12 protein-coding genes are annotated in these 14,482 nt (G+C 72.7%); 8 read left to right on the top strand and 4 right to left on the bottom strand.

The window, feature by feature from the left end; translation table 11 throughout:
- Positions 1-79 precede the first annotated feature (79 nt).
- A complete protein-coding gene (locus BCD48_RS33530; RefSeq protein WP_241842194.1) occupies positions 80-1,552 on the top strand; it encodes a benzoate/H(+) symporter BenE family transporter in 1,473 nt (490 codons plus the stop codon).
- A gap of 312 nt (positions 1,553-1,864) precedes the next feature.
- Here BCD48_RS33530 and BCD48_RS33525 read toward each other — a convergent pair whose 3' ends face one another.
- From BCD48_RS33525 to BCD48_RS33515, 3 genes are read right to left on the bottom strand one after another with little or no spacing between them, the layout of a single operon-like run.
- The gene (locus BCD48_RS33525; RefSeq protein WP_083419588.1) at positions 1,865-2,515 is read right to left on the bottom strand and encodes a response regulator transcription factor; all 651 of its coding nucleotides are present in this window, start codon (positions 2,513-2,515) and stop codon (positions 1,865-1,867) included.
- Positions 2,500-3,744, bottom strand: coding sequence for a sensor histidine kinase (locus BCD48_RS33520; protein ID WP_071052400.1), 1,245 nt, complete (start codon positions 3,742-3,744; stop codon positions 2,500-2,502). The genes BCD48_RS33525 and BCD48_RS33520 overlap by 16 nt, the downstream gene beginning before the upstream one ends.
- A 2-nt stretch (positions 3,745-3,746) precedes the next feature.
- Entirely contained in the window at positions 3,747-5,258 is a 1,512-nt protein-coding gene (locus BCD48_RS33515) for an alpha/beta hydrolase (protein ID WP_071052399.1), read from the bottom strand.
- A 293-nt stretch (positions 5,259-5,551) separates the two neighbouring features.
- Here BCD48_RS33515 and BCD48_RS50870 point away from each other — a divergent pair, with 293 nt between their 5' ends.
- The 3 genes from BCD48_RS50870 to BCD48_RS33505 all read left to right on the top strand — a co-directional run bounded on the left by BCD48_RS50870 (position 5,552) and on the right by BCD48_RS33505 (position 8,142).
- Positions 5,552-5,803 carry a hypothetical protein gene (locus BCD48_RS50870; protein WP_131804150.1) on the top strand — a complete coding sequence of 84 codons (252 nt, stop codon included), beginning with the start codon at positions 5,552-5,554 and terminating at the stop codon, positions 5,801-5,803.
- A 1-nt stretch (position 5,804) separates the two neighbouring features.
- On the top strand, positions 5,805-5,993 hold the full coding sequence (locus BCD48_RS33510; protein ID WP_198543497.1) for a hypothetical protein: 189 nt from the start codon (positions 5,805-5,807) through the stop codon (positions 5,991-5,993).
- 160 nt (positions 5,994-6,153) lie between these two features.
- The gene (locus tag BCD48_RS33505; protein ID WP_241842193.1) at positions 6,154-8,142 is read left to right on the top strand and encodes a DNA polymerase; all 1,989 of its coding nucleotides are present in this window, start codon (positions 6,154-6,156) and stop codon (positions 8,140-8,142) included.
- A gap of 291 nt (positions 8,143-8,433) precedes the next feature.
- On the opposite strand, the gene BCD48_RS33500 is transcribed toward BCD48_RS33505, so the two are convergent.
- Complete coding sequence (locus tag BCD48_RS33500) at positions 8,434-8,760, bottom strand: hypothetical protein (RefSeq protein WP_131804149.1); 327 nt, start codon at positions 8,758-8,760, stop codon at positions 8,434-8,436.
- A gap of 428 nt (positions 8,761-9,188) precedes the next feature.
- On the opposite strand from BCD48_RS33500, the gene BCD48_RS33495 reads away from it, so the two are divergent.
- The 4 genes from BCD48_RS33495 (at position 9,189) to BCD48_RS33480 (ending at position 14,272) form a co-directional block, all read left to right on the top strand.
- Complete coding sequence (locus tag BCD48_RS33495; RefSeq protein WP_071052396.1) at positions 9,189-9,551, top strand: hypothetical protein; 363 nt, start codon at positions 9,189-9,191, stop codon at positions 9,549-9,551.
- On the top strand, positions 9,548-11,020 hold the full coding sequence (locus BCD48_RS33490; RefSeq protein ID WP_083419587.1) for a sensor histidine kinase: 1,473 nt from the start codon (positions 9,548-9,550) through the stop codon (positions 11,018-11,020). Before BCD48_RS33495 ends, BCD48_RS33490 begins: the two co-directional genes overlap by 4 nt.
- Positions 10,923-11,627 carry a response regulator transcription factor gene (locus BCD48_RS33485; protein ID WP_071052395.1) on the top strand — a complete coding sequence of 235 codons (705 nt, stop codon included), beginning with the start codon at positions 10,923-10,925 and terminating at the stop codon, positions 11,625-11,627. The genes BCD48_RS33490 and BCD48_RS33485 overlap by 98 nt, the downstream gene beginning before the upstream one ends.
- A gap of 335 nt (positions 11,628-11,962) precedes the next feature.
- Positions 11,963-14,272, top strand: a complete 2,310-nt coding sequence (locus tag BCD48_RS33480) for an MMPL family transporter (protein ID WP_071052394.1) — start codon at positions 11,963-11,965, stop codon at positions 14,270-14,272.
- Positions 14,273-14,482 lie beyond the last annotated feature (210 nt).

Here is a 14,482-nt window from a genome sequence, read left to right as displayed (position 1 = left end):
AAGGCTCGGATGATGCTCCGGGTGGTCGGGCCAGTCGAGGCCCGGCCACCCGGGGCTTGGTCGCTCCTATGTTCTGTATGTGGAACAGCGCCATCTCGACTCGCCGGACGCCGCGGCCGACACACTCGACGCCTCGGGCGCGGACGCAACGGCCAGCGCGACGGACGCAACCGCCGGCGCGACAGACGCGGCAGCCGGCACGGCGGGTGCCATGGCAGGCGTGGCGGGCGGCCCGCCCGGCGCGGCCGGTCCGGGCGACCAGGCCGCTTCGGGAACTCGGGCCGCTTCGGGAACTCGGGCCGCTTCGGGAACTGAGACCGCCTCGGGAACTGAGGCCCCCTCGAGAGCTGGGGCGGCCTCGGGGGTCCGGGCCGCTCATCTGGTCAGCGCGGGCGTCGTCACGGCGCTGGTCGGGTTCGCGAGCGCGTCCGTCGTGGTGCTCACCGGGCTGCGGGCAGCCGGGGCGAGCCCGGCGCAGGCCGCCTCGGGCCTGCTCTCCGTCACCGTCACCCAGGCACTCGGGACGCTGTGGCTCAGCCGCCGGCACCGGATGCCGGTGCTGCTCGCCTGGTCGACGCCGGGCGCGGCGCTGCTCGCCTCGACCGGCGCGGTCGACGGCGGCTGGCCGGCCGCCGTCGGGGCCTTCCTCGTCGTCGGCGGGCTGATCCTGCTCACGGCGCTGTGGCCACGCCTCGGCGGGCTCATCGCGTCGATCCCCGCGCCGATCGCGCAGGCCATGCTCGCCGGCGTCCTGCTCACGCTGTGCCTGGCCCCCGTCCACGGGCTGGTCGACCATCCGGCGCTCGTCGCGCCGGCGGTCGTGGTGTGGCTGGTGCTGCTGCGGCTCGCGCCGCGCTGGGCGGTGCCGGTGGCGTTCGCCGCCGCGGTGGTAGCCATCGGGATCTGGCTCGGCCGCCACGGCGGTCTCGACGGTCCGCTGCTGCCGCGCGTCGAGCTGACGGCGCCGACGCTGACCTGGGCGTCGGTGCTCTCGCTCGCCATCCCGCTCTACATCGTCACGATGGCGTCGCAGAACGTCCCCGGCGTCGCGGTGCTGTCCTCCTACGGCTACGCCGTCCCGTGGCGGGAGTCGATGACGGTGACCGGTGTCGGCACCGTCGTCGGCGCGTTCGCCGGCGGCCACGCGATCAACCTGGCCGCGATCACCGCGGCGCTCGCCGCGAGCCCGGAGGCGCACCCCGACCCGAGGCGGCGCTGGGTCGTCGCCCACCTCGCCGGCTGGACCTTCCTCGTCCTCGCCCTGGTCTCGACGATCCTGGTGACTGTGGTGACCGCCGCCCCGGCCGGCGTCACCACGGCCGTCGCCGGCCTCGCCCTCGTCGGCACGCTCGCGTCGTCGCTGACCTCGGCCCTGGCCGACCCGGACGACCGCCAGGCCGCCATCGTCACCTTCGTCGTCGCGGCCAGCGGCATCACCCTTGCCGGTGTCGGTGCCGCCTTCTGGGCACTCGCCGCTGGCCTCCTGATCCGCTCGGCCCTGCGCCACCGGCCCGCCGCCCCGGCGGCCGTCCCCACGCCGCCGCGAGACTGACCGACCGGGCACCTCGGCTGGCAGGCGACCTGCCCTAGACCGCCACTACAATGCGCGACAAGACGGGCACGGCTGTACGGGCCGTGGAGGCCCGTTCCCGAGGCGACCGGGGTGATAGCCGGGCCGCCAGGCGGGCGGCAGCGGTGCCGCCTCGCCGGCACTGAGTCCCGAACCGTGCCATCCCAACCAGCCTATAACCGATGGTCGGCATCGCATGACCCCGCTTTTGGTGACTTTCCTGGGTTGACGATTTACGTACCCAACACCACAAGGACAACACCCATGTCGGATACCGGGGTCCGGAGCGGTCGGTCAGTTCCGCAGGTAGGTCAGGACGGCGAGCACCCGGCGGTGACCGTCCTCCGTGGGGAGGTCGAGTTTCATGAAGATGTTGCCGATGTGCTTGGCCACCGCGGCCTCGCTGATCCCGAGCATGCGGGCGATCGACGGATTGGAGCGGCCTTCGGCCATCCGGGCGAGCACCTCACGTTCCCGCGGCGTCAGCCGGTCAAGTGGGTTGGTCGAGCGTTGCCGGTTCAGCAGCTGGCGCACCACGTCGGAGTCGATGACGGTCTCGCCGCCGGCGACCCTGGACACCGCGTCGGTGAAGTCGGCGACTTCGCCGATGCGGTCCTTGAGCAGATAACCGACCCCGGCCTGGCCGGACGGGCCGAGCAGCTCGGCGGCGTACGCGGTGGCCGCGTACTGCGACAGCACCAGGACCGCCGCGCCCGGGTCGCCTGCCCGTAGCGCCACCGCGGCGCGCAGCCCCTCGTCAGTGAGAGTGGGCGGCATACGGACATCGGTGATGACGAGGTCGGGCCGGTGCTCCCGGGCGGCCCTCAGCAACGAGTCACCGTCACCGACCGCCGAGACGACCGTATGGCCGAGACCTTCGAGCAGGCTGACGAGACCGGCACGCATGAGGGTGGCGTCCTCGGCCAGCACTATTCGTAGCGACACGGAAGATCGATCCGCACTGTGGTGGGCCCTCCTCGCGGGCTGCTGATCTGCAGAGTGCCATCCATGACAGCGACGCGGTCGGCCAGGCCGCGCAGACCCGTGCCCAGCGAGGGGTCGGCGCCGCCCTGCCCGTCGTCGACGACCGTCAGTGTCAGGCGTTCGTTCGCCGCCACCACGCCGCTGACCCGGATGTGGTCTGCCGCGGCGTGCCGGACCACGTTGGTCAGGGCCTCGGAGACGACGAAGTAGGCGGTGGACTCGACCGCGGGCGGCAGGCGTCCGGGCAACACGACGTCGACCTCGACCGGAATCGGGCACCGCTCGGCGAGTTCGCCCACCGCCTCGGCCAGCCCGAAATCGGTGAGAACCTGGGGATGGATGCCGCGGATCTGCTCTCGGATCGCGGCGAGCGCCATCCGGGCCTGCTGCTGCGCCTCACCGACGAGCGTCCCTGCCCGTCCGCTGTCGCCGGCGAGTTCCACTTCGGCCAGGCCCAGATTCATCGTCAGGAGTACGAGGTGCTGCTGGGCGCCGTCGTGCAGGTCGCGCTCGATGCGGCGGCGTTCGGCCTCGAACGCGTTCACCAGCCGGGTGCGCGACTGGAGGAGTTCGTCCACCTGCCGGTTCATCTCCGTGCTGGACGGCGCCAGCAGCCACCTGGCGAGTCCCGCCTGGGCACCGGCGAGAACGGCCAGGCCGTAGAGCGTGAGAAGCGTCGCGGGCACCCCGACCAGGCCGGCCGCCGCCCATGCCTGGGGAACCGTGTGGACCGACCAGGTACCCAGCTGGATCTGGACCAGGTCCGGGACCGTCGCGACGAACAGTGGCAGAGCCAGCAGCACGGCGCAGACGAACAGGGCGAGCAGCGCGCCCGCGTCGAGGACGAGCAGGAGCGACAACAGGCAGGCGGCATAGCCGAGTTCCCGCCAGGTCGCGGCCTCGCGTACCCGGCGCCGCGCCCACGTCAGCGCGCCCCCACTGATCGGCCTGTGCGGGCCGCGAAGCGGGTCCGACGCCAGGAGGCGGAGCCGGTGACGCTCCAGCGCGCCGATCGGCACCCCGATCAGCGGGAGCGACGGAGGGAACAGCAGCAAGGGGACGACGGCGACCCAGGCACCCAGGCTGACCGCCACCGTGCTGCCGACGTAGGCGAGGCTTCGCCAAGGCCACGTGGACACCAGGAAACGGACCGGACTGCCCGCCATCGCCCGCCACACGCTGGCCGCCATTCTCAGGACCCTACAACGCAGTCTGTGTCGCGGGTCGGGAAAGCCCCGTCGACCAGATACCGGTTCACGGTGCCGTCGACGCAGGCATTTTCCGCGGCCAGGTACTCGGTATGCGCGAAACCGCCGCGCAGAGTCACCATCCGCGAGCCCGTCAGTGCCCCATGCATCGCCTGCTGTCCCGGATACGGGGCGACCGGGTCGCCGTCGGCACCGACGATCAGCGCCGGCACGTCGGTGCGAATCGTTGTAGGCTTTTCCGCCGGCCGCGTCGGCCAGAACGCGCAGGGTGTGATGTTGTGGGCCAGGGGCCCGAACAGCGGCTCGTCATGACGGTGGCTCTCGATGTCGCGGAAATACGTGTCCGGGTCGCGGGAGGCGGCGCGATCGGCGCAGATGACGGCGGTCCCGGCCCGGTCGGCAGCGTAACCGGCGCCGGTGAACAGGCCGGCGAGAAACGTCTCCAGCGAGAATGTGGGCGTCGCCGGTCCACCGCGCGCGGCGGCGTCGAACACCCGCAGTTGCTCGGCGAGGTCCGCGTAGCCCGCGGTGCTGTCGTCGTAGAGGTGGGCGAACAGGAAGTACGGCAGGACATGCGAGTCCACGGTGTACGTCCCGACTTTGAGGGGGCTGCGCGCACTTGCCTGGTTGATGCGGTCGACCGTGGCCAGCACCTCGCCGGGGGTGCCGCCGAGGCCGTACTCGCTGTCGCGGCCGGCCGCCCAGGTGGCCCAGTGCTCCAGTGCTGCCTGGATCGCCGGCGCGGCGTGGGAGATCAGACCGGGGCCGAAGACGTCCGGGTCGACGGGGCTGTCCAGCACCACCCGGTCAGCATGGGAACCGAACATCTGCAGGTAGACCGCGCCCAGGTACGTGCCGTAGGAGTAACCGAGGTAGGAGAGCTTCTGTTCGCCCAGGGCGCGGCGGATGAGGTCCATGTCGCGGGCGGTGTTCCGGGTCGACGCGTACGGCAGGAGGTCGAGATTGCCTCGGGCACATCCGGCCGCAAGCTCCTTCGTCAGCGTGACACTCTCGTCGAAAGTGCGCCGGTCGGGGCCGGCGGAACGCAGGAAGGTGTCGGTCTTCCACTGGCACTCGATCGGGCTGCTGCGGCCCACGAACCGCGGGTCCATCCCGATCAGGTCGTAGCCGGCCGCCACGTCCGGCATCAGCTTGTTGATGAGCACCGTCTCCATTCCGCTGCCGCCCGGGCCGCCCGGGTTGAGCATCAGGATCCCGCGACGCCGGCCCGGATCAGTCGCTTTGATCCGGGCCATCGCGACCGAGATCTTCCGGCCGTGAGGGTGGTTGTAGTCGACCGGTACGGTCACCTCGGCGCACTGGGCACCCGCGGCGTCGAGAGCCGCTCCCAGTTCGTCGGCCGGGCCGGTATGACAGCCATGCCAGTTCACCGACGGCTGGCGGGTGCTCCCGGCCGACGCCCAGGTCGTAGACGATGCCACGCCAAGCACCAGTACACCGGCGACGACGATCGTCGTGAGCCCTCGAAATCTCATGTGCCGACCGTAGAAAACACCCGTTCGGAACGCGATGGCGTGGACGCCAGTAGCCGTGGTAAAGCATTCTGGGCCTGCGGGGTATACCTGGCTCTACCACATCCGAACAGCCCGCCTGCTATCGGCGCGAGCCTGGTCTTCGACGAACGCGCGCAGCCCGCGACAGGAGTCCTCGACCTCGGCCCACCGGGCCGAAAGGGCGTTGGAGCTCAACCCCGGTGCGCGGATCGCCGCCGAACAGAACCGGGCCTTCCTGCACCGCGCGATCCGCCAGCGCGGCTGAGGACGCCTGGTTGAAGCAGTACGACTCCGACCAGCCGGAAGCTGGGCTGCTGTACCTCTGTCATTGCGGCTGTTCGTCGTGGGAGGCGCTCGTGGTCAGCGGCCCAGCGAAAGGCCAGATGTGGGCCGACGATACGGGCACCGACGGAGGAATCCAGCCGCTGCGCGACGATGGGAGCAACCGCTGGGGTTCGCTTGATGGTATCGGCGGTGGTTGGACGGCGCGACAACCCAACTGTCCCTATGCTCCGGCGGGAGGCTGACATGCGGTTGGGAACACATATCATCTCGTTCGATCATCCGGATGGGGCCGCGGGGCTTGGGCCGCGGCTCGCCGACGTCGGTGCCGCGGCGGAGGCGGCCGGGGTGGGCTGGCTGTCGGTGATGGACCACTACTTCCAGCCGGCGATCGCTCATGACCGTCGCGGGCGTGTTGTCACGGCCTTGGTTTAGCCCCATTCGCGACGGCGACAACGCGGGGCGGTGATCAGCCGGTCGCGTGCCGCCGGGCGGCCGCCGGCGGGGGCGGGGGCGGTTTGTCGGTGGTGTGCGGCAGCATGCGGGTGTGGCCTCGGCAGCGCGTCCCCCCGGTGCGACGGCATCGGGTGGCGCCGTGCGCGCGGTGGAGGCGCTGCGCGCGGCCGGGGTGGGGCGCGGTGGCGCGGTGGCCGTGGTCGCGGTCGCCGGAGTCGGGACGGCATTGGCGTGGGACGGCGGCGGGTGGGCCGAGGCGGCCGAGGCCGGCGGAGTGCTGGCGGAGGTGGAGGGCGCGGTCGGGCCCCGCTGGGTGTGGTGGTCGACGCGGGGGAAGGGATCGCCCCTGACCGTGGCCACCGGCGGTGGCGGGCCGGCGCTGTGCTGGGATCTGGCGGCGGTGCACCGGGTGCTGCGCGGCGGGCATCGGGACGATCCGGGAGCGGTGTGGGCGGCCGCTCGCGGCCTCCCGCTCCCGCCGCCGCCGCACCGGCCGCGCCGCGACGGGCAGCTCGACCTGCTCGCCGTCGTCGACGACCACGCGGACGGCCCGGAGGCCGGCGACGCGGACGATCCGGTCGGGCCAGACGGGCAGCTGCGGACCGGCTGGGTCGAGGAGACGCTGCGCGGCACTGCTACGGGCGGGTTGGGTGAGCGGCTGGTCAGGGCGGGGCGGTTCGCCCGGCTCGCGCTGGTCGTGATGGCCGCGCAGGAACAGGCGCTGCGGGCTCTGCCCGACCCGCGGGCACGGCCGGCCCGGATTCCGCTCGCGGTGCTGACGGCGCGGGCCGAGTCGGCCGCCGAGCTGCTCGCCCACGAGCTGTGGCGTGACGGCCTGCCCGTCGACCGCGCGACGGCCGAGTCGACGATCCGCGAGATCGTCGGGCCGCGGTCGCGGGACGCGGCCGGCGAGGCGGCGTCGAGACGGGAACGAGACGCCCCAGTGCTGCGGCATCTGGGCGCGTCGGTCGACCTGCGCAACCCCGCGTCGATCCGGGCGGGCCTGGCGGCGCTCGGGATCGACGTGCCGGACACCAGGGCGGGCCGGCTGACGCCGCTGCGCGGGACGCATCCGGTGGTCGACGCGCTGCTGGCCTGGCGCAAGGCCGAGCGGATCGCGACGACCTACGGCTTCCGCTGGCTGGACACCCACGTCGGCGCCGACGGCCGGCTGCGCGGCGAGTGGCACGGCAGCGACGGCGCCGCCGGGCGGATGACCGCCGCCGCCGGGCTGCACAACCTGCCCGCCGACCTGCGGGTCCTGGTGGTCGCCGAGCCTGGGTACCGGTTCGTGCGCGCCGACCTCGGCCAGATCGAGCCGCGGGTGCTGGCCGTCGTCTCCAGCGACCCGGAGCTCACGAAGGCCACGGCGCAGGACGACCTGTACGCCCCGGTCGCGGCCCGGCTCGCGGTCGACCGGCCGACCGCGAAGATCGCGGTGCTCGCCGCGATGTACGGCCAGACGACCGGTGCCGCCGGACAGGCGCTGCGCCAGATGCGCGAGACCTACCCGGTGGCGCTGGCCTATCTCGACGCGGCCGACGCCGCCGGCCGCGCCGCCGCCCTCGGCCGTCCGCTTGACACAGCCTCACCTGCCGGGACGGCGGCCGGACATCCGTCGCCCCCGCCCGTCCCGGACCGGAACGGTCCGGCATCTCCGGAGCGGGCCTCGCCGGACGTGCCCGCTCCCCGAGCGGGCGAGGCGGCCGAGGGCGCGCTGCGGACGTTCGGTGGCCGGCGGATCCCGCTGCGCGCCATCACCGCGGACGCGGCCGCAACCGCAAACCCGGCCGCAACCGCAAACCCGGCCGTGGACCTGGACCTTGGCCGGGCGAGCGCGGCCTGGGGCCGGTTCGCGCGTAACGCCGTCGTCCAGGGTGCCGCCGCCGAGCTGTTCAAGGCCTGGGCGGTGACAGTCCGCCAGGCTCTGGTGCCGCTCGGCGGTGAGATCGTGCTCTGCCTGCACGACGAGCTGCTCCTGCACGTCCCCGCCGAGCACGCCGACCGGGCCGTCGCCGCGACCCGGCACGCGCTCGCGGCGACCGCCGCCTACTGGGCCGCCGGCAGCCCGGTCCGCTTCGTCGTCGACATCGCCGTCGTCGACCGCTGGTCCGATGCCAAGGCCTGACCTCGATGTGTCCGCCGTCGATGTGCACCTTGGCTCGGCGGTGAGACCCCGAGGGGGATTACGGCGACGGCCGGACGGAATAGTCCCACTCATGCCCGCCCATAGGTCGCGCCCGGCCGCGGGCGCTTCGGGGCGACCGGGCCCCGACGAAATGCCTTCCGCATGGCTGAGCACGAACCGCCGACGGCGTTGCCGACGGTGATGTGCTGGCCGGAGGATTCGTCCACCCGACGGCTGACAGCGAGGCGAGAGGCCGTACCTCACGCGGCCCCCGACGCGCGAGGGCCGTCATCAGGTCGTCGCGGCGGGCAGCGCGGCGCGCCTCGATACCAGCTGGCCGACCAGGAGGACGAGCAGAACGCGTCGCCACCGGCGGCGGCACCGGTGGCGACGGGGCGGCGGCCCGCCGACCGGGTCGGTCATCGAGGGCTGCGTCGGGTGCTTTCGGGGATCGGCTGGTTCGGCGATCTTCGGCTCCGGCCTGACCCTGGCCTGCCCGAGCATCTCGGGCCGCGGCGGGACGGAGCCCTCGGTCCACACTGGCGGCGCGGTATCGGTCTCGGGCCATTTGGGTACGGTGTTGCCGGGACTGGCTAGCCTGCTATCCACGTTCTCCACGCTCCTGTCCGCGCTAGAAGCGGTCCGACGGCGCACGGAATTCCGGCGGCGCGGGTTGTCATGCGCCAGCGTCGGTTTCGCCTTTTCGTCATCCTGTCCGGAGTCCTTCGGCTTGTCGTCGTGCGCACGCCGACATTCCCCCTACGTATTCCGTGGTACTCCGCGGTGGCGTCGTGGCGCGGCGGCTAGGCGGAGCGGAACTGAGGCCCGGCGGGCCCAACCAGCCAATCGGGTGGGTAGCGAGCGGTGCGCTGGGGTGACTGGCTGGACTGGCTGATCGTGAGCCGGCGAGGCTCCTGCGGGCCGACGCGGCCAGGCGGCACGTACTGCGCTCGTCGTACGCGGAAATGTCGGCGCAGGGACGACGACCGGGCAGGGGTCGGCAGGGCAGCCTGGAACGGAACCCGAGATAGAGACGGAGACCGCTCGTGGCGAGTGTCCTGTATCGGCTGGGCCGACTTGCCTATCGGCGGCGACGGTATGTCGTCGTGCTGTGGGTGGCAGCCCTCGCCGCTCTTGCCTTCGCCGCGGCGAAAGCACCGCCGGCTCCCGACGAAGCGTTCTCCATTCCCGGTACCGAGTCCGAGAAGGCGTTTGATCTCCTGGACGAGCGCTTTCCGGGGACGACGGCGAACGGGGCGTTTGCTCGGATCGCCTTCGTAGCCCCGGCGGGGCGGGCGCTGCACCGGCCGGAGATCGCGCACCAGGCGGCAGGCGACCAGCCCGCGCCGCCGCCGCCGGCCGCCGTCGCCGTTGGTCCCGCTTCCGCCGAGTCCGCCTCGGTCCGATGAGGAGCCCCCGCCCGGCCGGCCATCCCGGCAACGCCGTGCTGCACCGGCCGGCGAACACGTACCGTGGGCGGCACGGTTACAGCACCCGACGGGAACTCCTGATCATAGCGACGGTCTGGCGACGGTTCGCGAGCGACCACCGCGGGGCGACCACCGCCGTGGTCGCACTGCTGATGTTCGCCGCGGCCGGGCCTGGTAGCCGCATCGCTCCCGGCAACGCCACCCGCCCGGACTCCGCCTGGCCGGCGGTGATACTCGCCGCGATCTCTTGCGTCACTCTGCTGTGGCACGAACGCCGGCCACGCACGGTCGTGACGGTAGCCGCCATCTGCGCCGCCGGCATAGCGCTGCACGGCTACCTCCTTAGCATGCTGCTGATCGCCCCGGCCATGGCCGCGCTCTACTGGCTGGCCGACCACACCGACCGGACGACCGCGATCGTGTTCACCGGCGCCACCGCCACCCTGGTCGTGACGGCCGCACTGATCGGTGATCCAGCCAGTTACCCGCTGGTGTTGAAGACCATCGGCCCGATCGCCTGGCTGATGCTCCCCGCCGCGCTTGGCAACACCGCGCGGCTACGCCGCGCCTACCTGGCCGCCGAGCGGGCCCGTGCCGAGCACGCCGAGCACACCCGGGAGCAGGAGGCCCGCCGACGTGTGATCGACGAGCGCACCCGGATCGCCCGCGAACTGCATGACGTCGTCGCCCACCACATGACCCTGGCCAACGCCCAGGCCAGTACTGCCGCCCACCTCGCCGTGACCCGGCCCGAGCAGACCAGGGAGATCCTGGCCGGCCTCGCCGCGACCACCTCGGCGGCGCTTCGGGACCTCAAGGCCACCGTCGGCCTGCTCCGGGCCGACGACAGCCCGAACGCGCCGCTGGAACCAGCCCCCGGGCTGGGCCGGCTACCCGACCTGACCGCCGCGTTCGCCGAGGCTGGTCTCGCGGTCACCGTCGACGTGGCCGGGGACCCGCGGCCGCTGTCCCCCGGGGTGGACCTGACCGCGTTCCGCGTCGCCCAAGAGGCATTGACCAACGTGGCAAAACACGCGGCCACCGACACCGCGCACGTACAGATCACCTACTTCCGCGACATGCTCACCATGACCGTCACCGACCATGGCGGCGCGACGGGCCGGCCCCACTCCACAGCGGCCGGCGTGGATGAGAAGGAGGCGGGTACCGCGAGCGGCCACGGACAGGCGGCCGGCGGCCGGGCGACCGGCGGATTCGGCCTCATCGGCATGCGCGAACGCGCCCGCTCGGTCGGCGGCGAGCTGACCGCCGGTCCCCGGCCCGACGGCGGCTTCCAGGTCGCCATCTGGCTCCCGCTGCAGCCCACCTCCGCCACGAAGGCAGGTACCGATGACGATCCGCGTGCTACTCGCCGACGACCAGGCTCTACTGCGGGCGACCTTCCGGATGCTGATCGACTCCCAGGAGGACATGACCGTCGTCGCTGAGGCCGCCGACGGCGGAGAGGCGACCACCCGCACCCGTCAACACCACCCGGAGGTCGTCGTCATGGACATCCGGATGCCCGGGACCGACGGCCTGACCGCGACCGCCACCATCTGCGCCGACCCGGACCTGGCCACCACGCGGATCCTCATCCTCACCACCTTCGAGCTCGACGAGTACGTCGCCCACGCACTGCGAGCAGGCGCCAGCGGATTCCTCGGCAAGGACGTCGGGGCCGAGGAGCTCCTCTCCGCGATCCGGCTGGTGGCCGCCGGCGACGCCCTGCTCTCACCAACCGCCACCCGCGCGCTGATCACCCGCTTCCTCGCCGTGCCCGAACCCACCATGACCCGCGCGACCTCCGACACGCTGAGCGTCCTGACCACCCGCGAACGAGAGGTAGTAGCACTCGTCGCCGAGGGCTACTCCAACGACGAGATCGCCGCCCGCCTCGTCATCAGCCCACTCACCGCCCGCACCCACGTCCATCGGGCCATGGCCAAACTCCACGCCCGCGACCGGGCCCAGCTCGTCGTCATCGCCTACCAGACAGGCCTGGCGGCCCCGCCTCGCCGACCCGAGCGGCCAGACCTGCCCAGCGCGTCGTGACGACGGTCTGTCCCTTTGACCGCCGCGGGCAGTGCCGGAGTCTCGCCGGCTTCCCTCCTACGACGTCCCTCCCAGGCCCGCGGCCCGCAGGACCGGGTCAGACGGGCCCGGCAACGGCACGAAGCGAACCCTCCGCACCGCGCGCAGGATTCTGATCGAGGCGTCCGCGAAGCCGGCCGGACGAGGGAGTGCCGTGCCTCGCGCCGGCCGCGAGCACCCGCCGCTCATCTGGCGTGCCCCTTGGTGGGCACGGGCCGACACATCGTGCGAATGCGGCCACGCTCGGAGTCCGAAACCCTGGTTCGACGCCAACCATTGGGGTTAGTTTGTCGCGAATGAGGCGAAATCGCAGCTACACCTCCGCCGGGCGAACGCTTCTCGCCGCGCTGTGCGCCCGTCACCGCTGGGTCGTCGTCGGCCTGTGGGCCGTCTGCCTGGTGACGCTCGTTCTCCTCGCACGCGCACAGGGCGCCCGCTTCGACACCGATGTCGCCGTCCCGGGCAGTGACTCCGCGCGTGCCCTCGACCTCGCCGGCCGGGCTTTGGGCGGGACGGATCTTCCGGACACCGAGACGGTGGTGCTGCACGCCCGCCATGGAACGGTCGACGACCCGCTGGTGCGGGCGCAGATTGCCGCGATGCTGGCGCAGCTCGGCAAGGTGCCGAAGGTCGCCGGCGTCGTCGACCCGTTCTCGCCGGGCGGCGCGGTCGTCCTCGGCGTCGACCCGGTGAGCGCGAACCGGCACACCGCGGTCGTCTCGGTGATCGTGAAGGGCTCGGCGCTGCACCCTGACCGGGCCACCGCCCAGCGCCTCGTCGCCGCGGTGCGGTCCTATGACGGGCCCAACCTGCAGGTCGAGATCGCCGGCCCGGATGCGGCCGCGGTCAACGCCACCGCCATCTCCTGGTGGCCGATCCTCATCGCCCTCGCGGCCGCCCTGCTGCTGCTCGGGGCCACCCTCCGTTCTCGCGGCGCGGTCGCCGTCTGTGCCGTGACCACCGCGGTGGCGACCGTGACCGCGCTGGCGATCGCCGTGCTGCTCTCCCACGCGACGACGATGACGGTGTACGCGCCGCTGCTCGCGGCCGTGGTCGCGGCCGGGACCAGCCTGGGCGGTGCGGTCGTCGTCGTGCACCGGGCCCAGTCCGGCCTGCGGGAGGGGGGCGGCGCGCTCGAGGCGGTGACGCGGGCCGCCGCGCAGACCGGGTTCGCCATCGCGTGCGGCGGTTTCTGCGTCACCCTGGCGATGGATGGCGTCGTGGCGCTGGGCCTGCCCTTCTTCAACGGGGTCGCGCTGGGCTCGGCCGCTGCCGGGACGGCGACTGGTCTGGTGATCCTGACCTTGCTTCCGGCGCTGCTGGCGATCTGCGGGCCGCGGCTGCTCGGCTGGACGGAACGCCAGCACCTGACGACCAGCGGCCGTGGCCTGAACCAGCCGCCGGGGCTGCGGGCGAGGTGGGCTGGCTGGGTGCATCGCCGTCCGCTGGTCGCCGCCTGTGCGGCGGGCTTCCTGCTGTTGGCGCTCGCCGCGCCGGCGTTGACCCTCAAGCTTGGTGGTGCCGACGACGGCGCCGAGTCGACGTCGTCGACCACCCGGCGGGCCTACGACCTGTTGAGCACCGATTTCTTTCCCGGGTTGAACGGGCCGATGCTCGTCGCCGTCGACCTCGGCCACGCGCCGGCGGCGGTGTCCCCGGACGCCGTGGTGGCTGCGCTCGCCAAGGCTCCCGGGGTCGCGCGGGCGGCGGTGAACCTGAACAACGCGCAGGCGGGAGTCGCCGTGATCCGGGTCTTCCCGACGGCCGGCCCACGCTCGCCGGACGCCACCGCCCTGCTGCACCGGCTACGTGACCAGGTCCTCCCACCCGTGCTGGCCGGCACCGGTTCGCGGGCCTATGTCGGTGGTTCCACCGCCCTGTTCGCCGACATGGCGGCGAACTTCCACGGTGCGACGACCGGGTTCCTCGCGGTGGTCCTGCTGGCGATGTTGGGCTGTGGGCTCCTGATGCTGCGGTCGGTGACGATCGCGACCGCCCTGGCACTCACCAGCGCCCTCGCGGTGCTCGCCGCGGCCGGTGTCCTTGCGCTGCTGTTCCAGACCGGCCTGGTCACCCGGGTGCTGGGACTGGCGACCGGGCCGGTCGAACCGTCGCTGCTGGTGATCGTCCTGGTCGCCGTGTTCGGTCTGCTCCCGGGGCTGAACCTCGGCCTGCTCGCCCGGCTCATGGAGCCTGCCGCCGCCCCCGGACTGGGCCGACAGGCTCGTCGCCGCAACGCCTCCGGGCCCGTCCGGCTCGGCCATGCGGACGTCGGCCACGTCATGCTCACGATGAACCTGGTGATGCTGTTCCTCTTCGCCGCGGTCGCCGCACAGCCGGCGCGCCTGATGAAAGTGACTGGATGCGGCCTCGCCGCCGGCGTCGCCATCGACGCGTTTGTACTGCGCGCGACGCTGCTGCCCGCACTCCTCCACCTGCTCGGCCCCCGCCGGCGCCGGGGCGTGCCGGACCTCGCCTGGACGCAGCCGCTGGTCGGCGGACCGTCCGACCAGGCGGCCGCCGCACGGGACGGCACCGAAGCCGCGACAGTGCCGATCCGCATCCGCCGACCGGAGCAGACGGCGCCACGGCCAACCCGCCTGTAACCGCCCGCCCGACCGCCCCCTCGCACCCCAGCGAGCACCGACGTAGGCGAAAATCGGCCCGGCGTCGATGGCGAGAGCTACGGCGTCACCTCGCTGGCGAGGATCTCCTCGATCCGCTCGGAGATGTCCCGCCGGCCGCGACGCCCAGCGGCAGGCGACCATCGACCGAAAAGCGAACAGCGCTCGCATAAGAAGTCGTCGCGGCCACGA

This window comes from Pseudofrankia coriaricola (genome assembly GCF_001854805.1).
Taxonomy (GTDB): domain Bacteria; phylum Actinomycetota; class Actinomycetes; order Frankiales; family Frankiaceae; genus Pseudofrankia.
Note: the sequence above shows the minus strand (reverse complement) of the source record. Positions and strands in the feature narration are given on the sequence as shown.

Coding starts and splice junctions, on each gene's coding strand:
- BCD48_RS33520 (WP_071052400.1), bottom strand. CDS start 3,744: ATGGCGGCCAGCGTGTGGCGGGCGATGGCGGGCAGTCCGGTCCGTTTC.
- BCD48_RS33485 (WP_071052395.1), top strand. CDS start 10,923: ATGACGATCCGCGTGCTACTCGCCGACGACCAGGCTCTACTGCGGGCG.
- BCD48_RS33490 (WP_083419587.1), top strand. CDS start 9,548: ATGAGGAGCCCCCGCCCGGCCGGCCATCCCGGCAACGCCGTGCTGCAC.
- BCD48_RS33510 (WP_198543497.1), top strand. CDS start 5,805: ATGCGGTTGGGAACACATATCATCTCGTTCGATCATCCGGATGGGGCC.
- BCD48_RS33515 (WP_071052399.1), bottom strand. CDS start 5,258: ATGAGATTTCGAGGGCTCACGACGATCGTCGTCGCCGGTGTACTGGTG.
- BCD48_RS33480 (WP_071052394.1), top strand. CDS start 11,963: ATGAGGCGAAATCGCAGCTACACCTCCGCCGGGCGAACGCTTCTCGCC.